Genomic DNA, 23,332 nt, shown 5'->3' on the forward strand with positions numbered 1-23,332 from the left:
GAGTAGCGCCGAAGGCACGTATCGAAGCACTGTTCTTCTGTCTTCCTTTCCGCCCAGCGGCACGAAGAAAAGGACAGTGCTTCGACAAGCTCAGCACGAACGGTTAGGGATTACCCGGTCGGCGAAAGCTTCATCAGCTTGCCACCCGCACCGCGACCGCCGTCTTCAAGCAGCCAGATCGACCCGTCGGGCGCTTCGGCGACGTCACGAATGCGCGTTTCCATATCCCACTGATCGCCCTTGGTCGCGTTGGTGCCGTTCACGTCGACCCGCACCAGCGCCTGGCCCGACAGCGCGCCGATGAAGGCGTCGCCACGCCACTGCGGCCACAACTTGCCCGAATAGATCATCAGACCGGCAGGCGAGATCGCGGTGCCCGGCCAGGACACCTTGGGCGCTTCGAGATCGGGGCGGGTCGAATGATCGGGAATGTCGCGCCCGTCATAATGGTCGCCGTCCGACACCATCGGATAGCCGTAGTTGCGGCCTGGTAGCACGACGTTCAACTCGTCGCCGGCCTTCGGCCCCATTTCCTGCTGCCAGAAACTGCCCGAGGCATCGAACGCCATCCCCAGGATATTGCGGTGACCGTACGACCAGACTTCGGGACGGAAGCCCTGCGTCGCCAGCGGATTGCCGGGCGCAGGCTGGCCATCGAGCGTCAGCCGCGCGATCTTGCCCAGCGTACCGCCCTTGTCCTGAGCGGGATCGAATTTCTGACGGTCGCCCATCGCGAAGAACAGGTGCTGGCCATCCGGCGAAAAGGCGATCTGGCCCGAATAATGGCCGTTACCCTCGACATAGGGCGTCGCGCGATAGAGTGTCGATACCTGCTCCAGCCGCGCCTGGCCATCGGCTGCGACGAGACGACCGCGCGCCAGCACCACGCCCTTGCCGCCTTGGCCGCTGGCGGAATAGCTGAAATAGACGAGGTTGTTCTGCGCGAACTGCGGGTGGAGCGCGACGTCCATCAACCCGCCTTGCCCGGCGCTGTCCACCGCAGGAATGCCCGCGACCTGGATACGCTGTTGGCCATCGGCGGACGCGAGCAGCATCTGGCCGCTCTTTTCCGTGATCAGCATCCGCCCATCGGCCAGAAAGGTCATCGCCCAGGGTGCGTCGAGGTCGGCGACATTGGCGACGGTGAAAGGCCGTTCGCCCATCGGCGCCGCGGCTTGCGCGCTATTGTCGCTGACATTGCCGGCATTGGCGACGCCGCCCTGATTGCAGGCGGCGAGCAGAACGAACGCAGTCGCTCCGTAACGAAGGTTGAGCACGCATCTTCCCCTTAAAATTTAATGGTCGTGATTATCGCTCAAGCCAACGCACGATATTGTGAGATGGTTCATCGCATCCCGGCGCGCATTCGTCGAGCGGATCGCGCCTCAGACGGTTAACCCGATGAAAAGCGACCGCGATTAAGATCGATCCCCATGCCACGCACCGCCCTTCCTCCTGTCCGTCGTCCGAGCGACTGGCCGATCAAGGAAATGCTGCTGCTGGTGTATCTGGCGCTGGGGGGGGATGCGATCGTCGAACGGGTGCAGTCGCTGGGCGTGTCGGCGGCGTTGCCGGCCTATGTCGCCTTGTTCGGCGCACTGGTGCTGGCCTTGTGGCTGGTGTCGCGAATCCATAGCGACCGGATACGCTGGCCGATCGCATTGCTGCTGTTCGTCTCCGCCGGATTCATGGCTGCGAACGAACGGATCACGGGTCAGCATTTCACCTATGAAAGCTTCCTCAACATGCTGGATGCCGCCGGGTTCTTCGGCGATGCGCTGGCGCAGCATGGCGGCCAGATCGGGCTGGCGGCGCTGAGCGCGCTGCCATTGTGGCTGGGGGTCGGATTGCGTCCGCGCACGCGACCGCAATTCGGTTGGAAAGCGGGCATTGCGATACCGCTGGCGATCCTAATCGGCTTTACCGCGATGCTGTTCATGCGCGGCGGCGATGGCGCGCGCGGTGTGCCAGGCGCGTGGCCCCCGATCGCCTATGCGTTGCTGCTGGGGAGCGAACGCGCGACGCGCCCTTCGGTAGAGCCGCGTGGGGTGGAACTCACCCCCGGACGTCCGAGCGCCAGCGGCGACATTGTGTTGCTGATCGATGAAAGCATCGCGCCTACCTATCTCGACGTCAACGACCCCGCTGGCGTGCGGTCGGGTCTGGCGCAGCCGCGCTCAGGCGTCGCAATCCACAATTTCGGCATCGGTGCGGCGGTGACGCATTGCAGCCTGGGGTCGAACCTGACGCTACGCCATGGCGGCACGCGCGAAGACTATCATCTCCGAAACACCGCCGGACCGACGATCTGGCAATATGCGAAGGCTGCGGGGTATCGCACTGTCTATCTCGACGCGCAGCGCACCGGCGGCGCGTTTCAGAACGGTATGGACGCAAGCGAGGCGAAGGATATCGACCGGTTCGTCCAGTTCGGCGACGTCGATGTGATCGACCGCGACCATGCGGTGGCTGCGCGGCTGTCCGAACTGCTGCGCGACAATGTGCGCGACGTGATCGTCGTCAACAAGATCGGCGCGCATTTTCCGGTTCAGGCCAAATATCCCGAATCCGCGACCCGCTATGCGCCGGTTCCGTCGCGCGGTGGCTTTGCGGGGATCGTCGATACCGCCAGTCGGGAGGGGTTCGACGATTCGGGGAAAGGCTGGCGGCGCTATCGCAACGCCTATCGCAACACGGTGGAATGGAATGTCGGCGGATTCTTCGACCGGCTATTCGCGGGCGGGGTCGGCAATGCGACGATTCTCTACACCGCCGATCACGGGCAGGATTTGAACGAAGTCGGACGACCGGGGGCGAGTACGCATTGTTCGGGTAGCCCAACCCCTGCCGAAGGCGCGGTGCCGATCGTCGTGCTGGCGGGCGAGGGCGCGGGCGGGCCGGACTGGGGCGGGGCGGCGTCGGCCAATGCGAATCGAGCGAGCCATTATCAGTTCTTCCCTACGCTGCTCGGGCTGATGGGCTATCCCGCCGGCGATTACGGCGCGACCCTGACGATGCCGCTCGACGACGAGATGCGGTTCAACACGCGTTTCAACGCACGGCTGGGACGCCTGCCCCAGTGGCTCGCGATCTATCCCGACGAGCTGCCACGGCCCCCGGCCACGGATAGCGAGACGCGCTGAACCGCTATCGCTTGCCAGCGAATGCGATTCGACTTATATCGCGCCTTGTTCTCGACATCGGAAACCTTGACGAGGCTGGCCCCACCGGGACCGGCAACGACCCGGCGCATTTGCGCGACACGACCCGCCTTCGGGCAGACAGGATATGGACCACGCATGGCGAACATCGCCGCATTGACAGCGCTGATCGAACCCGAAGCCGCTGCTTTGGGTCTGGCGCTCGTGCGCGTGAAGATGTTCGGCGGCGAGAGCGATCCGACGCTTCAGGTGATGGCCGAGCGCCCCGACACCCGCCAGTTGACGATCGAGGATTGCGCCGCGCTGTCGCGCCGGATTTCGGAGCAACTCGACGCACTGGAAGAAGCGGGCCGCGATCCCATCGACCATGCGTATCGGCTGGAAGTCTCCTCCCCCGGTATCGACCGCCCGCTGACGCGGCTTGCGGATTTCGAGGATTGGAAGGGCCATGAAGCTCGCGTGACGCTGACCGAGAAGGTCGACAATCGCAAGCAACTGACCGGCATCCTGATGGGGGTCGAGGGCGACCAGGTGACGGTCGATGTGCGCAAGCATCAGCCGATGACGGTCGCATTTGCCGATATCGCCGACGCAAAACTCACGATCACCGACAAGTTGATCGCAGCAACCCGCCCGCTCTCCACCGAGGGCGCAGACGACATCATCGAAGTGGAAGGTTGATTCAAACGATGGCCACCGCAGTTACCGCCAACCGTGCCGAACTGATCGCGATCGCCGACGCCGTCGCGCGCGAAAAGCTGATCGACAAGGGCATCGTCATCGAGGCGATGGAGGACGCGATCCAGCGCGCCGCGCGCTCGCGCTACGGTGCCGAAAACGACATCCGCGCAAAGCTCGACCCCAATACCGGCGATCTGCGCCTGTGGCGCGTCGTCGAAGTGGTCGAGGCGGTCGATGACTACTTCAAGCAGGTGAATCTGAAGGAAGCCGAGAAGCTTCAAAAGGGTGCGGTCGTCGGCGACTATATCGTCGATCCGCTGCCCCCGATCGAATTCGGGCGCATCGCAGCCCAGGCCGCCAAGCAGGTCATTTTCCAGAAGGTCCGCGACGCAGAACGCGACCGCCAGTTCGACGAGTTCAAGGACCGCGTGGGTGAGATCATCACCGGCGTCGTCAAGCGCGTCGAATTCGGCCATGTGGTCGTCGATCTGGGCCGTGCGGAAGGCGTCATCCGCCGCGACGCGCAGATCCCGCGCGAAGTGGTGCGCGTCAACGACCGTATCCGCTCGATCATCCTGAACGTCCGCCGCGAAAACCGCGGGCCGCAGATTTTCCTCAGCCGCGCGCATCCCGACTTCATGAAGAAGCTGTTCGCGCAGGAAGTGCCCGAAATCTACGACGGCATCATCGAGATCAAGGCTGCGGCTCGCGATCCCGGCAGCCGCGCCAAGATCGGCGTGATTTCGCACGATAGCTCGATCGACCCGGTCGGCGCGTGCGTCGGCATGAAGGGCAGCCGCGTTCAGGCGGTGGTCCAGGAAATGCAGGGCGAAAAGATCGACATCATCCCCTGGAGCGAGGACACCGCGACCTTCGTCGTCAACGCGCTTCAGCCCGCCAGCGTCAGCCGCGTGTTGATCGACGAAGAGGATGACCGCATCGAAGTCGTCGTCCCCGACGATCAGCTTTCGCTTGCCATCGGCCGCCGCGGCCAGAATGTCCGCCTCGCCAGCCAGCTCACCGGCAAGGCGATCGACATCATGACCGAGGCCGATTCGAGCGAGAAGCGCCAGAAGGAATTCGTCGAACGTTCGGAAATGTTCCAGAACGAACTCGACGTCGACGAAACGCTGGCACAGCTTCTGGTTGCCGAAGGCTTCGGCGAACTCGAAGAAGTCGCCTATGTCGAAATCGACGAGCTGGCCGGCATCGAAGGGTTCGACGAGGATCTGGCGGGCGAGCTTCAGAACCGCGCCGCCGAAGCACTGGAGCGCCGCGAAGAAGCCAATCGCACCGAGCGTAAGGCACTGGGCGTCGAGGACGATCTGGCCGGAATGCCCTATCTGACCGAAGCGATGCTGGTCACCCTCGGCAAGGCGGGGATCAAGACGCTCGACGATCTGGCCGATCTGGCGACCGACGAACTGGTTCAGAAAAAGCGCATCGAACCGCGCCGCCGCAACGAGGACGCGCCCAAGCGCACCGAAGACAAGGGCGGAATCCTGGCGTCCTATGGCCTGAGCGACGAACAGGGCAACGAGATCATCATGGCCGCCCGCGCCCACTGGTTCGAAGACGAAGACGCAGCGAAAGCTGAGGTCGAGGCTGAGGCTGAAACCAACGCGGATCAGGAAACCGGTACGTCCGGTGCGGAGGACGCTGTTGCGGAATCCGAGCAATGATACGGCTGGGCTGACCCAAGCTACCCGTCACCCCGGCCTCGTGCCGGGGTCCACGGTGCCGCGATTCCGGAACTGGGTTGGCGCACGGATGCGTGCCGCCCGGCCTCCTTTCGACGCGCCTGACGCACGGTGGACCCCGGAACAGGTCCGGGGTGACGAACAGATGGAGGCGCGCGCATGAGCGACCCCATCCGCACCTGCATTCTGTCACGCGAATCCGACACGCGCGATCACCTGATCCGCTTGGCGGTGTCGCCGGACGGAGACGTGCTGCCCGACGTCCGCGCCAAGGCACCGGGGCGCGGCGCGTGGATCGGCGTGACGCGCGGCGAGTTGGAAACCGCGATTGCCAAGGGTAAGCTGAAAGGTGCGCTGGCGCGCGCGTTCAAAGGCGCACCGTTGGCGATCCCCGACGACCTGCCGCAACGCATTGCCGATGCGCTGGAACGCGATGCGCTCAACCGCTTCGGACTCGAATCGAAGGCCGGGCATGTCGTGATCGGACATGAAAAGATCGACAAGGCCGCGCGCTCGGGCAAATTGCATCTGCTGGTCCATGCCGACGACGCCGGTGCGGATGGCACGCGCAAGCTGGACCAGGCATGGCGAGTCGGGCGCGATCAGGAGGGTTCGGGCGCGACGGGCTTGGATTTGCCCGTTTCGCGCACCATATTGTCTTTAGCCCTTGGCCGCGAAAATGTGGTACATGCCGGGCTGATCGACGCGAGAGCGGCAAAGCGGGTGGGCGAAAGCCTGGCCCGCTGGTTGTATTTTATCGGACCTGACGGTGCGACCAAGCCTTGCGAAACGCTTTCGCAGGGGCCATCGGACGGCGCGACAGGCGCGTCGGACGAACCGACGAACGACGCTAGGGAATTTGAGTAACCGGATGAGCGATACGGACAACGAAAAGCCGAAACTCGGCGCACGCGCACCGCTGGGCATCAAGCGCACGGTCGAAACGGGCAAGGTGAAGCAGAGCTTCAGCCATGGCCGTTCGAATACCGTGGTGGTTGAGGTCAAGCGGCGTCGCGTCATTGGCCGTCCGGGCGAAGAACAGCCGGTCCAAGCCGAGGCACCTGCTGCGCCACCCGCGCCTGCGCCCGCAGCCGCTCCGGCTGCGCCTCAGCGTCCCGCAACGGCGGGCGAAAGCCTGTTGTCGCGTCAGGAGCTTCAGACGAAGCTGCTGCGCGAGGCCGAAGAAGCGCGGATGAACGCGCTTGAGGAAGGCCGTCGCCGCGACGAGCGCTTGCGCGTCGAGGCGATCGAGGAAGAACGCCGCCGCGCCGAGGAAAAGGCCAAGGCCGATTTCGAGACGCCCGTAGCGCCCGTTGCTGCGCCGACGGCCAAGGCCGCGCCTGCACCGGCGGAGCCGCCAAAGGTCGAAGCGAAAGACGCGCCCAAGGCCGAGGACGCCGGGGTCGTGGATGCACCTGCCCCGGCACCCGCCGCAGCACCTGCGCCCGCACCGACGCCAGCCGCGCCGCCGGAGCCGATCACGCTTCAACTCGATCCGTCGATGCCCGCACCGCGCCGCTTTACGCCGGTGCAACGTCCCGAAATCCCGAAACCCGCGCCCAAGCCAGCGCCCGAACCAGCGGCACCCGCCTCGGCGTCGCAGCCTGCGCGCACCGGTCCTTCGGGTCCGAACGCGGCTCCGCTTGCCAAGCGTCAGGATCCGCCGCAGCGGCCGACGCGCGGTGCCCGTCAGGGCGACGATCGTCGTCAGTCGGGCAAGCTGACCGTTAATCGCGCACTGGGTGGCGACGATGGTGCGCGTGCGCGCAGCCTCGCCGCTCTTAAACGTGCGCGTGACAAGGAAAAGCGCAGCCACATGTCCGGCTCGCGCGAACCGCAGGTCAAGCAGGTTCGCGACGTCAAGGTGCCTGAGGCGATCACCGTTCAGGAACTCGCAAACCGCATGGCCGAAAAGGGCGCGGACTTGGTCAAGACCCTGTTCAAGATGGGCTCGCCCGTCACCATGAATCAGGTCATCGATCAGGACACCGCCGAATTGCTGGTCACCGAATTCGGCCACAACATCGTTCGCGTGTCGGATAGCGACATCGATCTGGTGCTCGACACTGCCGACGATACCGAGGACGCGCTGTTGCCGCGTGCGCCGGTCGTCACGATCATGGGCCATGTCGATCACGGCAAGACCAGCCTGCTCGACGCGTTGCGCGGCACCGATGTGGTGCGCGGCGAAGCGGGCGGGATCACCCAGCATATCGGCGCGTATCAAGTGACGATGAAGGACAAGTCGTCGGTCACGTTCCTCGACACGCCGGGCCACGAAGCCTTTACCGAAATGCGTCAGCGCGGTGCCAATGTCACCGATATCGTTGTGCTGGTCGTCGCTGCCGACGACGGGCTGATGCCGCAGACGATCGAGGCGATCAACCACACCAAGGCGGCAGGCGTGCCGATGATCGTGGCGATCAACAAGATCGACAAGCACGACGCCAATGCCCAGAAAGTGCGCGAGCGTCTGCTGGAGCACGACATCCAGGTCGAGGCGATGGGCGGCGAAACCCAGGACGTCGAAGTGTCGGCGCTCAAGAAAACCGGTTTGGACGACCTGATCGAAAAGATTCAGCTTCAGGCCGAACTGCTGGAACTGCGCGCCAATCCCGATCGTCCGGGCGAAGGCACCGTGGTCGAAGCCAAGCTCGACAAGGGTCGCGGCGCAGTCGCCACGATTCTAGTCGGACGCGGCACGCTGAAGGTCGGTGACATCTTCGTTGTCGGCGCCGAAAGCGGCAAGGTCCGTGCGCTGATCGACGACAAGGGCCGTCAGGTGAAGCAAGCCGGGCCGTCGATGCCGGTCGAGGTGCTCGGCCTGTCCGGTGTGCCGATGGCGGGCGACACGTTGCAGGTGGTCGAAAGCGAAGCGCGTGCGCGCGAAGTCGCCGAATATCGCGCAGGCGTCATCCAGCAGCAGCGGACAACCTCTGCCCCTGCCAGCCTCGAGAGCATGTTCAGTGCGCTCAAGGACAAGCAGGCGATCGAATATCCGCTGGTGGTCAAGGCCGACACGCAAGGCACGGTCGAGGCGATCCTGGGCGCGTTGCACAAGATTTCGACCGACGATATCAAGGTTCGGATTCTGCATTCGGGCGTTGGTGGCATCACCGAAAGCGATGTGAACGTGGCCGCGGCCAGCGGCGCGCCGATCATCGGCTTCAACGTGCGTCCCAATGCCAAGGCACGCGAGATCGCCGACCGGAACAAGGTGGCGTTCAAATATTATGACGTCATCTATGCCCTGACTGACGAAATCCGTGCAGGCATGGCAGGCGAGCTTGGCCCTGAGGCTTTCGAAACGGTCGTCGGCCGTGCGGAAATCCGCGAAGTCTTTTCGGCAGGCAAGCATGGCAAGGCGGCAGGCTTGTTGGTCACCGAAGGCATCATCCGCAAGGCGCTCAAGGCACGCATCACCCGCGAGGATGTCATCATCTATCAGGGCGAAATCGCAAGCCTGCGTCGCTTTAAGGACGATGTGGCGGAGGTCCGCGCCGGTCTGGAATGCGGCGTGACGTTCAGCCAGAACTTCGTCGACATCAAGGCCGGGGATTTCCTCGAAACCTTCGAAGTCGAAATGCGCGAACGGACGCTGTAGGCGCTAGAGGAAAGGCTATCGGTGGCAACACCGATAGCCTTTCCTCTAAGATGATGGTGTGGAGGTTCGGTTCTCATCCTCGGCGGCTCGATCGCTGCTTAGGTCGAACAAGCGGGCATTGATCCGCACAAAGATTGACGATTTAGCGCGTGATCCGTTGTCGGCCAGTGCCAATATAAAACGGTTGCAGGGCCGACCTGAATATCGGTTGCGCGTGCAGGATTGGCGAGTCATCTTCCGGATTGAGGACGACATCCTGTGGATCGATGACATCGCGCCGCGTGGATCGGTTTATTAGGTGATGCAGTGACCGCCCAGATCGTTGAAATTTCCGGCCAAAAGATGGTCGTCCTACCAATTAGGGATTATGAGCGGCTGGTCGATCTTGCCGAAGAGCGTGCGGACGTTGCCGCCGCCACAAGTGCCGAGCAGCGACGAAACGATGGCGAGGAGTTTCTGCCTGCCGATATGGTCGATCGGTTGTTGGCGGGCGAGAATCCTCTTCGGGTTTGGCGGAATCACCGCGGACTTACTCAAGACGCGCTGGGGCAAGCGGTTGGAGTAAGCAAAGTGATGATCTCAAAAATGGAACTTGGCGATCGCAACGGCTCCCTTCAGACGTGGAACGCAATCGCTCACGAGCTTGGCGTCGCGATCGACGATATCACGCCCAATTGAATCGTTCGAAAGCCTGATGAAACCCGACAACACCACCGAAACCCGCTCCGTCCGCCTGCTGCGCGTGGGCGAGCAGATGCGTCACATCCTGTCCGAAATCCTTCAGCGCGGTGACGTGCATGACGAGACGCTCGCCAAGCATCTCGTTAGCGTCACCGAAGTCCGCATGTCCCCCGACCTGCGCCACGCGACCGTGTTCGTGAAACCGCTGCTCGGCCAGGACGAGGAAAAGGTGATCAAGGCGCTCAGGACCAACACCGCCTACCTCCAGCGCGAAGTCGCGAGCCGCGTGAAGATGAAATACGCCGCCAAGCTCAAATTCCTGGCCGACGATAGCTTCGACGAAGGCACGCGCATCGACCAGCTCCTCCGCGCGCCCAAGGTCGCCCGCGATCTGAGCGAGGATGGCGACGGCGAAAGCTGATCGCGTTTCGCTTCCGCTCGGTTAAGGTCGCAGCGTCATGGCCAAGCTCTATTTCTACTACGCCTCGATGAATGCGGGGAAATCGACCACGCTGCTCCAGGCCGATTTCAATTATCGCGAACGCGGGATGCACACGATGCTCTACACCGCCGCACTCGATGACCGGGTGGAGGCGGGGATCATCGGATCGCGGATCGGACTGGCGGCGAAGGGGCAGCTGTTCGATGCGATGACCGATCTGTTCGCCGACATCGCCGCCGAACATGGCGAGCGCACCGTCGGCTGCGTGCTGGTGGACGAGGCGCAATTCCTTACGCCCGCGCAAGTCGACGCGTTGGCCGCGGTTGCCGACCGACTGCATATTCCGGTGCTTGCTTACGGCCTGCGCACCGATTTCCAAGGGGAGTTGTTCCCCGGTTCGGCGCGGCTGCTGGCGATCGCCGATGCGTTGGTCGAGCTGAAATCGGTCTGCGCATGCGGGCGCAAGGCGACGATGAACCTGCGTGTCGACGACAGCGGCAACGCCGTCGCCATCGGCGCACAGACCGAGATCGGTGGCAACGACCGTTACGTCGCGATGTGCAGGCGGCATTTCAGCGAAGCGTTGGAAAGCTCGCTCAGCACCGGTTCAGAACGGGCGAATTAGGGTCACCTCCATGTCGATGCTCCTGCTTCTCGCCGCGCTCGCTTTCCCGGCGCAACACAGTGCTCCTGAAATCGGTCGCGAAGTGAAGCGGATTGGTTCCGCTGCGAATGGCGGGATCAGCGACTGGCAGGAGGGGGAGGACGGCAGCACCGTCTATTTGCGCGGGCCTGGACGCTGGTACCGGGTGACGTTGTCCGGACCGTGCATCGATTTCGCAACGTCGCCGCGGCTGTTGTTCCGCACCCATATCGACGGCTCGTTCGACCGGTTTTCGACGATCACCGTCGCCAACGAACCGCGCCGGACGTGCGGGGTGAAGGCAATCCACCAAAGCGCCGACCCGCGCCGCTCGCGCGACCGCTGAGACCCCCATTTCGCTTCCCCTGAAGGGGGCAAGTGCCTATAGGATGGGCATGGCAGAACCCACTGAAAATGGCGGCGCGAACGCAGGCGCCGCGACCAGCAACCAGAATGAATATGGCGCGTCGTCGATCAAGGTCCTCAAAGGGCTAGACGCCGTGCGCAAACGCCCCGGCATGTATATCGGCGACACCGATGACGGGTCGGGCCTCCACCACATGGTGTTCGAGGTTTCGGACAATTCGATCGACGAGGCGCTGGCGGGGCATTGCGACCGCGTCATCATTCAGCTGAACGCCGACGGATCGGTCACGGTCGAGGACAACGGCCGCGGCATTCCCACCGGCATCCACGCCGAAGAAGGCGTGTCGGCGGCCGAAGTCATCATGACCCAGCTTCACGCGGGCGGTAAGTTCGAGAATACGTCGGACGACAATGCCTACAAGGTCTCGGGCGGTCTTCACGGCGTCGGGGTGTCGGTCGTCAACGCGCTCAGCGAATGGCTCGACCTGACCATCTGGCGCGATGGCGAAGAAAATTACATGCGCTTCGCTTACGGCGATGCCGTGGCACCGCTGAAGGTCGTCGGGCCGTCGGACGGGCGCAAGGGGACGCGCGTCACCTTCCTGCCATCGCCATCGACCTTCAAGATTACCGAGTTCGATTTCGACAAGCTGGAGCATCGCTACCGTGAACTCGCCTTCCTCAATTCGGGCGTGCGGCTTTTCCTGCGCGATGCCCGGCACGAGGAAGTCAAAGAGGTCGAGCTGTATTACGAAGGCGGCATCGCAGCGTTCGTCAAATATCTCGATCGCAACAAGGCGGCGTTGATTCCCGAGCCGATCGCAATCGTCGGCGACCGCGACGATGTCGGCATCGACGTCTCGCTCGAATGGAACGACAGCTATTACGAAAACGTGCTGTGTTTCACCAACAACATCCCGCAGCGCGATGGCGGCACGCATCTGGCCGCGTTCCGCGCGGCGCTGACGCGCACGCTCAACAACTACGCCGACAAGTCGGGGATGTTGAAGAAGGAAAAGGTCAGCCTGACCGGCGATGACATGCGCGAAGGGCTGACCGCGATCGTCTCGGTCAAGCTGCCCGATCCCAAATTCTCGTCGCAGACCAAGGACAAATTGGTGTCCTCCGAAGTGCGCCAGCCTCTTGAGTCGCTGATGGCCGACAAGCTTGCGGAATGGCTGGAGGAGAATCCCCAGCCCGCACGTCAGGTGATCCAGAAGGTCATCGACGCCGCCGCCGCGCGCGAAGCCGCGAAGAAGGCGCGCGAATTGACCCGGCGCAAGGGCGCGATGGATATCGCTTCGCTTCCCGGCAAGCTCGCCGATTGCCAGGAACGCGATCCGGCAAAGTCCGAACTGTTCCTGGTCGAAGGCGATTCGGCAGGCGGCTCGGCGAAGCAGGGCCGCGACCGTCATTTCCAAGCGATCCTGCCCTTGCGCGGCAAGATCCTGAACGTGGAGCGCGCGCGGTTCGACCGGATGATCTCGTCGCGCGAAATCGGCACGCTGATCCAAGCGATGGGCACCGGGATTCTCGACGAATTCAACCTCGACAAGCTGCGCTATCACAAGATCGTGATCATGACCGACGCCGATGTCGATGGCGCGCATATCCGCACGCTGCTGCTGACGTTTTTCTATCGCCACATGCTGCCGATCATCGAGGCCGGGCATCTCTACATCGCGCAGCCGCCGCTCTACAAGGCGACGCGCGGACGGTCCGAGGTCTACCTCAAGGACGATGCCGCGATGGACGAATATCTCGTCGAAAACGGCGTAGCGTCGGTGCGGTTCGAACGTGAGGGCGAAGTGCGCACTGGCGCCGACCTGCGCGCGCTGGCCGATCATGCGCGGCGGATGCGTACGCTGATGCGCTATGTCCCGCGGCGTTATTCGGCGAACATCATCGAGGCGTTGGCACTGGCCGGCATCTTCGATCCCGAAGCCACGCGCGACCAGCGCGCCGAACGGCTGGCGATCACCGCCCAGCGGCTCGACCAGACCGATGCCGACGCGCGTTGGACCGCCTCGCTGTCCGAAGAAGGCGGAATCCATTTCAAGCGGATTTGGCGCGGCGTCACCGACCATCATGTGATTGAGGCGGCGTTCCTGACCTCCGCCGAAGCGCGCAAGCTCCATGGTTTGGCAGCGGAAGAGACGCTCAGCTATGACGGTGCGGCCAAGCTCGTGCCGGTCAAATCCGCGTCGACCGCCACCGACCAGGCCGAGAGCGAAGAGGACGAAGCACCCGCGCTGGGCAAGGGCGAAATCGGCATTTCGCGCCCGAGCCAGTTGCTCGACGCGATCCTGGCCGCGGGCCGCAAGGGCCTTTCCATCCAGCGCTACAAGGGGCTGGGCGAAATGAACGCCGAGCAATTGTGGGAAACCACGCTCGACCCCACCAACCGGTCGATGTTGCGCGTCGCGATCGACCAGGCCGATGTCGCGGACGAAATCTTCACCCGCTTGATGGGCGACGTCGTCGAACCCCGCCGCGAATTCATTCAGGAAAACGCGCTGTCGGTCGCCAATCTCGACGTTTGATCTTACCGGGATCGGTGCGGTTGCGCCGAGCCGATCCCGTGCGGTGACCACTGCCCTTCCCCCCCCTGCGCACATCGGCTAGGCGGCGGGCATGTCGTCCACGCTTAGCTGTGACGTCGCCATTGTCGGCGGCGGCCTTGCCGGTGCGCTGATTGCGCTGGCGCTCAACAAGTCGCATCCCGAACTCGACGTTCGCGTGATCGAGGGTGGGCGGGCGATCGGCGGCAATCATATCTGGTCCTTTTTCCCCAGCGACATTGCCGACGCCGATCGCTGGCTGGTCGCCCCGCTCGTCTCCTATGGCTGGACCGGCTATGATGTGCGGTTTCCGGCGCATCAGAGAACGCTGAAATCCGGCTATTATTCGATCGAATCCGAACGGCTGGACCGCGTGCTGCGCGAGGCGATGCCCAAGCGTTCGGTGATGCTGCGCCGTCAGGTGCTGGGGGTCAGCGGACGCCGCGTGCAACTGGCAGACGGCACGCGGATCGACGCGAAGGGCGTGATCGATTGCCGCGGTCCCGCCAATCTCGACCATCTCCAGCTCGGTTGGCAAAAATTCGTGGGCCAGGAACTGGAACTCGGCGAGCCGCACAATTTGACGCGGCCGATCATCATGGATGCGAACGTCGAACAGATCGATGGATATCGGTTCGTCTATAGCCTGCCCTTTGCGGCAACACGGATGTTCGTCGAGGACACCTATTACAGCGACACGCCCGATATCGACCTGCGCGGCTACAAGAAGCGCATCTATGCCTATGCCGATGCGCGAGGGTGGCCGATCGAGCGCGTCCTGCGGACCGAAACGGGGGTGCTGCCGGTGGCGATGGGCGGCGATTTCGAAGGTTATTGGGCAAGCGGCGGTGCGCAGGTGGCAAAAGCGGGCATGCGCGCGGGGCTATTCCATCCGCTGACCGGCTATTCGCTGCCCGATGCGGTTCGGCTGGCGAGCCTGATTTCCAAGCAATCGGATTTCTCTGGCTCGGCGCTCCACGCCCTGACGCATGACTTTGCGCGCAAGACGTGGAAATCACGCGGCTTTTATCGGATGCTGAGCGCGATGCTGTTCAAGGCGGCGGAGCCGGAAGAGCGTTACGGCATTCTTGAGCGTTTCTATCGGCTGGACGCGGGACTTGTCGCGCGCTTCTATGCCGGGCAATCGTCATGGCTCGACCGCGCACGCGTGTTGAGCGGCAAGCCACCCGTGCCCATCTCCCGGGCCATCGGTGCGATCAGGGGAATGCGTTGATGAAGACCGCAGCGGTCATCGGATCGGGCTTTGGCGGACTGGCACTTGCCATCCGCCTGCAAGCCGCCGGAATTTCGACCACCATCCTGGAATCGCGGGACAAACCGGGCGGTCGCGCTTATTATTGGGAACGCGACGGCCATGTGTTCGATGCCGGGCCGACCGTCATCACCGCGCCCGAATCGCTGACCGAACTCTGGTCGATTACCGGCCACGACATGGCGCAGGATGTGACCCTCGATCCGGTCAGCCCCTTCTATCGGCTGAACTGGCCCGATGGCACGAACTTCGATTATTCGAACGACGACGTGTCGCTGAAGGCGGAGATCGGCAAGCTCGATCCGCGCGATATCGAGGGGTATCGCAAGTTTCTCGATTACTCCGCGGGCGTCTATCAGGAGGGATACGTCAAGCTAGGCCATGTGCCGTTCCTCGACTTCGCATCGATGATCAAGGCGGCGCCTGCACTGATGAAGCATCAGGCGTGGCGGTCGGTTTATTCGATGGTGTCGAGTTTCGTGAAGAACGAGAAATTGCGCCAGGCGCTGTCGTTCCACACGCTGCTCGTCGGCGGCAATCCGATGAACACCAGCGCGATCTATGCGCTGATCCACAAGCTGGAGCGCGATGGCGGCGTCTGGTTCGCGCGCGGCGGGACCAACCGGCTGGTGGCAGGCATGGTCAAGCATTTCGAGCGGCTGGGCGGCACGATCCGGCTGAACGATGCGGTCACATCGATCGACACGCTGGGCGACAAGGTGACCGGGGTGACCACCGCCAGCGGCTATCATATCGACGTCGATGCGGCGGCGTCGAACGCCGACATCATGCACAGCTATCGCGACCTGCTGAAGACGTCGCGCAGCGCGCAGCGGACCGCCAATTCGCTGGAAAAGAAGAAATATTCGCCATCGCTGTTCGTCGTGCATTTCGGGATCAAGGGGACGTGGCCCGGGATTCCGCACCACATGATCCTGTTCGGCCCGCGCTATCAGGGACTGCTCGCCGATATCTACGATCACGGCGTGCTGCCCAAGGACTTCTCGCTCTATCTGCACCATCCGACGATCACCGATCCGTCGATGGCGCCGCCGGGGCATTCGACCTTTTATGCGCTGGCACCCGTGCCGCACATGGGTAAATTCCCCGCCGACTGGGATCAGATCGGGCCGGTGTTCGAAAAGCGCATTCTGGACGAGATCGGACGCCGTTTGATCCCCGACATCCATGAGCGGATCACCACCAAGTTCAGCTATATGCCGACCAATTTCGCGACCGACCTGAACGCGCATCTGGGATCGGCATTCAGCCTGGAGCCACTGCTGACGCAAAGCGCCTATTTCCGCGGGCATAATCGCGACGACCATATTCCCAATATGTATCTGGTCGGCGCTGGGACGCATCCGGGGGCGGGGATTCCGGGGGTTGTCGGCAGCGCCAAGGCGACCGCGAAATTGATGCTGGAGGATTTGCGGTGAAGCGTTTGGCCATTTACTGTGGCTCCGCGACCCCCACCGATCCCGTCTATGTCGAAAGCGCCAAGGCCGTCGGCCGCGCGCTCGCCGAACGTGGCATCGGCGTCGTCTATGGCGGCGGTCGGCTGGGCCTGATGGGCGCGGTCGCGGATGCGGCGCTTGAGGCGGGCGGCGAAGTTATCGGCGTTATCCCGCAAGCGCTGGTCGATGCCGAAGTCGCACATCGCGGCTGCACCGAACTCCACATCGTCCGCACCATGCACGAGCGCAAACAGGCGTTCACCGACCTGTCCGATGGCTTCGTGACGCTGCCGGGCGGCACCGGCACGATGGACGAATTGTGGGAAGCGATGAGCTGGGCGCAGATCGGTTACCACGCAAAGCCGGTGGGACTGCTCAACGTCGCGGGCTTCTATGATGGGTTGATCGAATTCGTTGGCAAGATGGGCGAGGTGGGTTTCCTGCGCGCCCAGCATCGCCGATTGCTGCTGATCGACGACAGGCTGGACGGATTGCTCGCCAAGATGGCGGCGCACGTCCCGGCCCAGACCGTCGGCCAGATCGGCGCGAAGGATTTGTGATACTCGTAATGATCGCCGAACCCTCTCCGTTCGTTTCGAGCGAAGTCGAGAAACGCTTACGAGCGCCCGGCTCACGTTTCTCGACTTCGCTCGAAACGAACGGATAGCGGCATGACCGCCACCCACCCCTCCCGCGCTGCCATCGTTGCGACTGCGCAGGAATCGATCGCGCGCGGGTCGAAAAGCTTTTCCGCCGCCAGCCGCTTGTTCGACCGCCGGACTCGTGAACGCGCCTGGCTGCTCTACGCCTGGTGCCGTGCGTGCGACGATCTGGCCGACGGGCAGGACCACGGCCACGGCATGGTACGGGTGGACGATGCGCCGCAGCGGCTGGCGCTGATCCGCACGCTCACCGACCGCGCGCTGGCGGGCGAGTGGGTCGGCGTTCCCGCTTTCGACGCGCTGCGGATCGTCTGCGAGGAAACGCACATGCCGCGGCGGTTCGTGGACGACGTCATCGCGGGCTTCGCGCTCGACGCCGACGACTGGCGGCCGCGATCGACCCACGACCTGATGCAATATTGCTATCACGTCGCCGGTGCGGTGGGCTGCATGATGGCCGTGGTGATGGGGGTCGATCCGCAAGACGACGCGACGCTCGACCGCGCGTGCGACCTGGGCCTCGCATTCCAGCTCGCCAATATCGCGCGCGATATCGAGGAGGACGACCGCGCGGCACGCTGTTACCTACCCGAGGAATGGCTTGTCGAGATGGACATGCCCCCGGGCCAGCACATGAAACCGCCATTTCGCCCGCGGCTGACGGTGTTGGCGCACCGCTTGGCGGAACTGGCAGCGGCGCACGAAGAAAGCGCTAGGATCGGCACCAAGCAGCTCGCCTTTCGCCCGGCCTGGGCGGTGCTGTCGGCAGCGGGCATTTACGGCGATATCGCGCGCAAGGTCGCCAAGCGCGGCGATCATGCGTGGGATCACCGTGTCACTACGTCGAAAGCAGAGAAAGCGGGCTTCATCCTGCGCGCCTTCGCCCATGCCAGTGGGCGGGCACGCTTGCCCGACACCCCGCGCTCCCCCGAATTGTGGACTCGGCCGCGATAGTGCGATTCCTCTCCCCGTTCGTGCTGAGCCTGTCGAAGCACTGTCGTTCTTGGCGTCGGAAGAAAAGGACAGTGCTTCGACAAGCTCAGCACGACCGGGATAGGAGCAGGTTCAGTTCGCTACCGGCCTGTCCGTCGGTAGCTTGGTGGCGACCCATCCCCCCAAGAACGGTGCCGCGACCGCCGCGATCTGCATCCACAACGGCGCCGGGATCAGGAACAGGTTGATGATCCCGCCGACGAGCACCAGCCCGGCGATCACCCAACCCGCCCAATGCTTGCGCGTAATGGACCGCGCTGCCCAGCCGCCGATCGCGGCACCGGCGAACCAGCCGAGGGGCGGAAAGATCAGCGCCATGACCGGGGCGGTGGCGATATAGTCGGCAACGATTTCGGGGCTGTTCATCGAGACGCCGACAGGCGGCGGGTAGAGCTGGTGACCCACCCATTCGACCACGAAGATGCTTCCCATCGATACGGCGATGCCGACGATGATGCCCAATACGACTCGCGCCATAAAAAAACTCCCCCCGGTTGCCCGGAGGGAGGGTATCAGTTCAGGGGGGTATCAAAAAGTCGGTTGGGATCAGCCGCGATTGGCGTCTGGCATCGGCTTGTTCTGTGCAGCGCGTTCGCGGTTCGACTGGCAGGCTGCACCGATGGTCGGGTAATCGAGGTCGGTGCTGCGCATCAGCACGTTGGGAATTTCGGTCCGGCATTGCGCCGCGCTGACATAGGTCACGGGCTCAAGGCGCGCTTCCTGGCACTGGGTGCCGGGGTCGCCGCATCCGAGGATGGCCATGACGTAAACGAGCGGTTCCATATTCCCTCCAATCGCATCTTAAACACTTGGCCATGGCGGTGGTTCCACGCCGACGCGTTGCGGACGTGCGACGGAACCCCCAAATAGCCCCTCGACAATGCCGCCGCTTCCCCCCGCCTCCACCGACGCCGATCGTCCCGTCTTCGCGACCGTGCGGCGATTCCTGCCCTATCTGTGGCCCGCGAACATGCCGGGGCTGAAGGCACGGATCGTCGTCGCCATGGGATTCGTGATCCTGTCCAAACTGGTGCAGGTTTACGGCGCGCCGTTCGCGCTGAAAGGCGCGGTCGACAATATGGCGACCGGCGATCGTTCGCTGGCCACGCTCGTGGTGCTGCTGGTGATCGGTTATGCGGTGGCCAGGCTGGGCACCGTCTTGTTCGACAATCTGCGCAATGCGGTGTTCGAGCGGGTGGGACAGGATGCGACGCGGCGGCTGGCGGCGACGGTGTTTCGCCACCTCCACAATCTGTCGCTACGCTTTCATCTGGAGCGGCGAACGGGTGCGGTCACTAAAGTGGTCGAGCGCGGGACCAAGAGCATCGATACCATGCTCTATTTCCTGTTGTTCAACATTGCGCCCACCATCCTCGAACTCGCGCTGGTGCTGCAAATCTTCGGATCGCAATTCGGCAGCTGGCTGGTCGCGAGCACGCTGGGCATGGTGGTCGTCTATATCGGCTTCACGCGGTTCGTGACCGACTGGCGAGCAAAGCTGCGCGCCGAGATGAACGACCTCGACACCGGGGCGGTCGCCCACGCGGTGGACTCACTGCTCAATTTCGAGACCGTCAAATATTTCAACGCCGAAAACCGCGAGGCGCAGCGTTACGACAACGCCATCCACGCCTATTCCGAAGCGGCGGTGAAGTCGGAGAACAGCCTGGCGTGGTTGAACGTCGGGCAAGCGGTCATCACCAACGTCATGCTCGGCTTCGGCATGGCGATGATCGCCTGGGGCTGGTCGACGGGCGAATTCACCAGCGGCGACGTGGTGCTGGTGTCGACATTGCTGGTGCAGTTGTTCCGGCCGCTCGACATGCTGGGCTTCGTCTATCGCACCGTGCGTCAGGGTGTGATCGACATGGGTGCGATGTTCGATCTGGTCGACACCGATGCCGAGGTGAAGGATGTCGCCGACGCGAAACCGCTGGCGGTGCGGGGTGCGGCGGTGCGGTTCGACAATGTCGTGTTCGGCTATGATCCCGACCGCACGATCCTGAACGGGCTGAGCCTGGACGTGCCTGCCGGGCATACGGTTGCGGTCGTCGGCCCGTCGGGCGCGGGCAAGTCCACGCTCGCTCGGTTGTTGTTCCGCTTCTACGATATTCAGGGCGGGGCGATCACCGTCGATGGGCAGAATATCGCCCAGGTCCAGCAAGCGTCCTTGCGCAGCGCGATCGGCATCGTGCCGCAGGATACGGTGCTGTTCAACGACACCATCGGCTACAACATCGCCTATGGCCGCGAAGGCGCGGGCGAAGACGAAATCCGCAATGCCGCCCGCGGGGCTGCGATCGCACCGTTCATCGAAGCCTTGCCGGATGGCTATGACACGCGCGTCGGCGAACGCGGGCTGAAACTGTCGGGGGGTGAGAAACAGCGCGTGGCGATTGCGCGCACCTTGCTCAAAGACCCGCCGATCCTGATCCTGGACGAGGCGACCAGCGCGCTCGACAGTCGTACCGAAGCTGCGATCCAGACCACGCTTGAGGCGATTGAGCGCGGTCGTACGACCATCGTCATCGCGCACCGCCTGTCCACCGTGGTCAATGCGGATCGTATCGTCGTGCTGGATGGCGGGCAGGTTGCAGAGCAGGGCACCCATGCCGAATTGCTGCGCGCCGACGGGCTTTATGCCGCGATGTGGCGCGCGCAGGCCGAGCAGCGTGAAAAGGCGCTCGACGCGGTTTAGCCCGCGTCAATCGCATCGCCGCTGTTCGCTTTCGTCAATCACGGATAGGGTGGCTGATCGATTCTTCCACTAGCCCTGACCTGATTATCTCGTTTCAATCGTCAGGGCCGCTTCGATAGCCTGAACGCAACGACAACTGATAGAATGGAGAGCTTCCCATGGACGCCAAGACCGGATCGATCGACGGGGGCTGCCCGATGAAGGGCGATGGCGGGGTTCGCTCGCTGCTGGGTCGCACCAACAAGGATTGGTGGCCCGAAATGCTGGCGACCGAGGTGTTGAACCCCAATGGCCCGTCGAACCCGATGGGCGACGACTTCAACTATGCCGAAGCGTTCAAACAGCTCGATTACGACGCGCTGAAGGCCGATCTGACCGCGCTGATGACCGACAGCCAGCCGTGGTGGCCCGCCGATTACGGACATTATGGTCCGTTCTTCATCCGCATGGCCTGGCACGCGGCCGGCACCTATCGCACTGCCGATGGTCGCGGCGGCGCCAGTAGCGGTCAACAGCGTTTCGCGCCGCTCGATTCATGGCCCGATAACGGCAATCTCGACAAGGCGCGCCGCCTGTTGTGGCCGATCAAGCAGAAATACGGCAACAAGATCAGCTGGGCCGATCTGTTCATCCTGACCGGCAACGTCGCGATCGAAAGCATGGGCGGCCCGGTGTTCGGCTTCGGCGGCGGTCGCGCGGACGTGTTCGAGCCAGAGCGCGATATCTACTGGGGTTCGGAAGACAAATGGGTGAACGAAGGCGTTCAGACCCGGATTTCGCCCGAACACGGCATGCACGAACTGGAAGGCCCGCTGGCGGCGATCCAGATGGGCCTGATCTACGTCAATCCCGAAGGCCCGGGCGGCAACCCCGATCCTTTGCTGTCGGCACGCGACATGAAGGCGACGTTCGAACGCATGGCGATGAACCATGAGGAAACCGTCGCGCTGACCGCCGGGGGCCACACCTTTGGCAAGGCGCACGGCAATGGCGATGCGTCGCTGCTGGGCAACGCGCCGTCGGGCGGCGATCTCGTCGCCCAAGGCTTCGGCTGGGTCAGCGGCCATGAAAGCGGCGGCATCGGCGAGCACACGGTGACCAGCGGCATCGAAGGGTCGTGGGTGAACACCCCGACCGAGTGGACCGAGAATTACTTCCGCCTGCTGCTCGATTACGAATATGAGATCGTCCATTCGCCTGCGGGCGCGCAGCAATGGCAGCCGATCAACCAGCGCGAAGAGGATATGGCGCCTGCGGCCTGGGACCCGAACGTCAAGGTTCCGACGATGATGACCACTGCCGACATGGCGCTGAAGGTCGATCCCGAATTCCGCGCGATCAGCGAGCGGTTCCGCAACGACCATGAAGCGTTCAAGGACGCGTTCGCCCGCGCCTGGTTCAAACTGACGCACCGCGATATGGGGCCGAAGGTCCGGTATCTGGGTCCGGAAGTGCCCGGCGAAGACCTGATCTGGCAGGACCCCGTGCCCGTCGGCACGACGCCGTCGGACGCGGATGTCGCGGCAGTGAAGGCGAAGATCGCCGACAGCGGCCTGACCGTCAGCCAGCTTGTCAAAACCGCCTGGGCGTCGGCCAGCACCTATCGCAAGTCGGACCATCGCGGTGGCGCCAACGGCGCGCGCGTCCGTCTGGCCCCGCAAAAGGACTGGGACGTCAACGAGCCCGAAATGCTGGCGAAGGTGCTCACCACGCTCGACGGCCTGCGCGGTTCAATGTCGATGGCCGATGCCATCGTACTTGGCGGCGTGGTCGGGCTTGAAAAGGCAATCAGTGACGCCGGGTTCAGTGTCGCGGTGCCGTTCACCGGCGGACGCGGCGATGCGAGCCAGGACCAGACCGACGCCGAAAGCTTCGACGTGATGGAGCCCGAAGCCGACGCATTCCGCAACTATGTCGGCAAGAAGAAGCTGGCGGTGAAGACCGAGGAAATGATGCTCGACCGCGCATCGCTGCTCGGCCTGTCGGTGCCCGAAATGGTCGTGCTGATCGGTGGCCTTCGCGTGCTGGGTGCCAATCATGGCGAGCGCGGGCATGGCCATTTCACCAAGCGGTCGGGGCAGTTGACCAACGACTTCTTCGTTAACCTGCTGGGTATGACCAATGTCTGGAAGGCGGTCGAGGGATCGGACGACCAGGAATATGTCGCGACCGACCGCAAGGGCGGCCACGAAACCTGGCACGCGACCCGCGCCGACCTGATCTTCGGATCGAATTCGGAACTGCGCGCGGTGGCCGAGGTCTATGCCGAGAACGGCCATGAGGAGAAGTTCGTAAAGGACTTCGTAAAGGCTTGGAGCAAGGTGATGAACGCCGACCGGTTCGACCTGAACTGATCGCATTCTTGCCAACTGGATACGGCCCCGACTGAAAATGTCGGGGCCGTTTTCGT

20 protein-coding genes are annotated in these 23,332 nt (G+C 63.4%); 17 read left to right on the forward strand and 3 right to left on the reverse strand.

The annotated features are described in order from the left end of the window. Positions 1–110 precede the first annotated feature (110 nt). Entirely contained in the window at positions 111–1,277 is a 1,167-nt protein-coding gene (locus tag ENHY17A_RS01435) for a PQQ-dependent sugar dehydrogenase (protein WP_236547689.1), read from the reverse strand. A 156-nt stretch (positions 1,278–1,433) separates the two neighbouring features. Here ENHY17A_RS01435 and ENHY17A_RS01440 point away from each other — a divergent pair, with 156 nt between their 5' ends. From ENHY17A_RS01440 to ENHY17A_RS01510, 15 genes are all read left to right on the forward strand, one after another. Then, positions 1,434–3,143, forward strand: a complete 1,710-nt coding sequence (locus ENHY17A_RS01440; protein ID WP_159709423.1) for a sulfatase-like hydrolase/transferase — start codon at positions 1,434–1,436, stop codon at positions 3,141–3,143. A 156-nt stretch (positions 3,144–3,299) separates the two neighbouring features. Then, the gene (gene rimP / locus ENHY17A_RS01445; protein ID WP_159709424.1) at positions 3,300–3,842 is read left to right on the forward strand and encodes a ribosome maturation protein RimP; all 543 of its coding nucleotides are present in this window, start codon (positions 3,300–3,302) and stop codon (positions 3,840–3,842) included. Between the two features lie 8 nt (positions 3,843–3,850). Further along, positions 3,851–5,524 (forward strand): transcription termination factor NusA, encoded by a 1,674-nt coding sequence (nusA, locus tag ENHY17A_RS01450; RefSeq protein ID WP_159709425.1) that lies wholly within the window; start codon positions 3,851–3,853, stop codon positions 5,522–5,524. A gap of 177 nt (positions 5,525–5,701) precedes the next feature. After that, positions 5,702–6,409: a DUF448 domain-containing protein gene (locus ENHY17A_RS01455; RefSeq protein ID WP_159709426.1), complete on the forward strand. Its 708-nt coding sequence runs from the start codon at positions 5,702–5,704 to the stop codon at positions 6,407–6,409. Between the two features lie 4 nt (positions 6,410–6,413). Continuing rightward, positions 6,414–9,146 carry a translation initiation factor IF-2 gene (gene infB, locus ENHY17A_RS01460; protein ID WP_159709427.1) on the forward strand — a complete coding sequence of 911 codons (2,733 nt, stop codon included), beginning with the start codon at positions 6,414–6,416 and terminating at the stop codon, positions 9,144–9,146. Between the two features lie 58 nt (positions 9,147–9,204). Further along, entirely contained in the window at positions 9,205–9,444 is a 240-nt protein-coding gene (locus ENHY17A_RS01465) for a type II toxin-antitoxin system RelE family toxin (protein ID WP_159709428.1), read from the forward strand. Positions 9,445–9,452: 8 nt separating this feature from the next. Beyond that, the gene (locus ENHY17A_RS01470; RefSeq protein WP_159709429.1) at positions 9,453–9,824 is read left to right on the forward strand and encodes a helix-turn-helix transcriptional regulator; all 372 of its coding nucleotides are present in this window, start codon (positions 9,453–9,455) and stop codon (positions 9,822–9,824) included. Positions 9,825–9,840: 16 nt separating this feature from the next. Further along, on the forward strand, positions 9,841–10,248 hold the full coding sequence (gene rbfA / locus ENHY17A_RS01475; protein ID WP_159709430.1) for a 30S ribosome-binding factor RbfA: 408 nt from the start codon (positions 9,841–9,843) through the stop codon (positions 10,246–10,248). A 37-nt stretch (positions 10,249–10,285) separates the two neighbouring features. Continuing rightward, positions 10,286–10,894 carry a thymidine kinase gene (locus ENHY17A_RS01480; RefSeq protein ID WP_159709431.1) on the forward strand — a complete coding sequence of 203 codons (609 nt, stop codon included), beginning with the start codon at positions 10,286–10,288 and terminating at the stop codon, positions 10,892–10,894. 10 nt (positions 10,895–10,904) lie between these two features. Then, complete coding sequence (locus ENHY17A_RS01485) at positions 10,905–11,258, forward strand: DUF6491 family protein (protein ID WP_159709432.1); 354 nt, start codon at positions 10,905–10,907, stop codon at positions 11,256–11,258. Between the two features lie 49 nt (positions 11,259–11,307). After that, entirely contained in the window at positions 11,308–13,821 is a 2,514-nt protein-coding gene (gyrB, locus tag ENHY17A_RS01490) for a DNA topoisomerase (ATP-hydrolyzing) subunit B (protein WP_159709433.1), read from the forward strand. 91 nt (positions 13,822–13,912) lie between these two features. Next, complete coding sequence (gene crtY, locus ENHY17A_RS01495) at positions 13,913–15,073, forward strand: lycopene beta-cyclase CrtY (protein WP_159709434.1); 1,161 nt, start codon at positions 13,913–13,915, stop codon at positions 15,071–15,073. Continuing rightward, positions 15,073–16,551, forward strand: coding sequence for a phytoene desaturase (locus tag ENHY17A_RS01500; RefSeq protein WP_159709435.1), 1,479 nt, complete (start codon positions 15,073–15,075; stop codon positions 16,549–16,551). Before crtY ends, ENHY17A_RS01500 begins: the two co-directional genes overlap by 1 nt. Further along, positions 16,548–17,129 carry a TIGR00730 family Rossman fold protein gene (locus tag ENHY17A_RS01505; protein WP_159709436.1) on the forward strand — a complete coding sequence of 194 codons (582 nt, stop codon included), beginning with the start codon at positions 16,548–16,550 and terminating at the stop codon, positions 17,127–17,129. Before ENHY17A_RS01500 ends, ENHY17A_RS01505 begins: the two co-directional genes overlap by 4 nt. 111 nt (positions 17,130–17,240) lie before the next feature. Further along, entirely contained in the window at positions 17,241–18,185 is a 945-nt protein-coding gene (locus ENHY17A_RS01510) for a phytoene/squalene synthase family protein (RefSeq protein WP_159709437.1), read from the forward strand. A gap of 111 nt (positions 18,186–18,296) precedes the next feature. Here ENHY17A_RS01510 and ENHY17A_RS01515 read toward each other — a convergent pair whose 3' ends face one another. Both ENHY17A_RS01515 and ENHY17A_RS01520 read right to left on the reverse strand, forming a co-directional pair. Beyond that, positions 18,297–18,701: a hypothetical protein gene (locus ENHY17A_RS01515; protein WP_159709438.1), complete on the reverse strand. Its 405-nt coding sequence runs from the start codon at positions 18,699–18,701 to the stop codon at positions 18,297–18,299. Positions 18,702–18,770: 69 nt separating this feature from the next. After that, entirely contained in the window at positions 18,771–19,007 is a 237-nt protein-coding gene (locus tag ENHY17A_RS01520; RefSeq protein ID WP_159709439.1) for a hypothetical protein, read from the reverse strand. A 97-nt stretch (positions 19,008–19,104) separates the two neighbouring features. On the opposite strand from ENHY17A_RS01520, the gene ENHY17A_RS01525 reads away from it, so the two are divergent. Further along, positions 19,105–20,922: an ABCB family ABC transporter ATP-binding protein/permease gene (locus tag ENHY17A_RS01525; RefSeq protein WP_159709440.1), complete on the forward strand. Its 1,818-nt coding sequence runs from the start codon at positions 19,105–19,107 to the stop codon at positions 20,920–20,922. A gap of 158 nt (positions 20,923–21,080) precedes the next feature. Next, positions 21,081–23,276 carry a catalase/peroxidase HPI gene (gene katG / locus ENHY17A_RS01530; RefSeq protein ID WP_159709441.1) on the forward strand — a complete coding sequence of 732 codons (2,196 nt, stop codon included), beginning with the start codon at positions 21,081–21,083 and terminating at the stop codon, positions 23,274–23,276. The last annotated feature ends 56 nt before the right edge of the window (positions 23,277–23,332 follow it).

This window comes from Sphingomonas sp. AX6, from assembly GCF_902506605.1.
Lineage (GTDB): Bacteria > Pseudomonadota > Alphaproteobacteria > Sphingomonadales > Sphingomonadaceae > Sphingomonas.

What these genes read in the sequence shown, in the direction of transcription:
- ENHY17A_RS01440 (WP_159709423.1), top strand. Translation starts at nt 1,434, where the DNA reads ATGCCACGCACCGCCCTTCCTCCTGTCCGTCGTCCGAGCGACTGGCCG.
- rimP (WP_159709424.1), top strand. Translation starts at nt 3,300, where the DNA reads ATGGCGAACATCGCCGCATTGACAGCGCTGATCGAACCCGAAGCCGCT.
- nusA (WP_159709425.1), top strand. Translation starts at nt 3,851, where the DNA reads ATGGCCACCGCAGTTACCGCCAACCGTGCCGAACTGATCGCGATCGCC.
- ENHY17A_RS01455 (WP_159709426.1), top strand. Translation starts at nt 5,702, where the DNA reads ATGAGCGACCCCATCCGCACCTGCATTCTGTCACGCGAATCCGACACG.
- infB (WP_159709427.1), top strand. Translation starts at nt 6,414, where the DNA reads ATGAGCGATACGGACAACGAAAAGCCGAAACTCGGCGCACGCGCACCG.
- rbfA (WP_159709430.1), top strand. Translation starts at nt 9,841, where the DNA reads ATGAAACCCGACAACACCACCGAAACCCGCTCCGTCCGCCTGCTGCGC.
- ENHY17A_RS01480 (WP_159709431.1), top strand. Translation starts at nt 10,286, where the DNA reads ATGGCCAAGCTCTATTTCTACTACGCCTCGATGAATGCGGGGAAATCG.
- ENHY17A_RS01485 (WP_159709432.1), top strand. Translation starts at nt 10,905, where the DNA reads ATGTCGATGCTCCTGCTTCTCGCCGCGCTCGCTTTCCCGGCGCAACAC.
- gyrB (WP_159709433.1), top strand. Translation starts at nt 11,308, where the DNA reads ATGGCAGAACCCACTGAAAATGGCGGCGCGAACGCAGGCGCCGCGACC.
- crtY (WP_159709434.1), top strand. Translation starts at nt 13,913, where the DNA reads ATGTCGTCCACGCTTAGCTGTGACGTCGCCATTGTCGGCGGCGGCCTT.
- ENHY17A_RS01500 (WP_159709435.1), top strand. Translation starts at nt 15,073, where the DNA reads ATGAAGACCGCAGCGGTCATCGGATCGGGCTTTGGCGGACTGGCACTT.
- ENHY17A_RS01510 (WP_159709437.1), top strand. Translation starts at nt 17,241, where the DNA reads ATGACCGCCACCCACCCCTCCCGCGCTGCCATCGTTGCGACTGCGCAG.
- ENHY17A_RS01515 (WP_159709438.1), bottom strand. Translation starts at nt 18,701, where the DNA reads ATGGCGCGAGTCGTATTGGGCATCATCGTCGGCATCGCCGTATCGATG.
- ENHY17A_RS01520 (WP_159709439.1), bottom strand. Translation starts at nt 19,007, where the DNA reads ATGGAACCGCTCGTTTACGTCATGGCCATCCTCGGATGCGGCGACCCC.
- ENHY17A_RS01525 (WP_159709440.1), top strand. Translation starts at nt 19,105, where the DNA reads ATGCCGCCGCTTCCCCCCGCCTCCACCGACGCCGATCGTCCCGTCTTC.
- katG (WP_159709441.1), top strand. Translation starts at nt 21,081, where the DNA reads ATGGACGCCAAGACCGGATCGATCGACGGGGGCTGCCCGATGAAGGGC.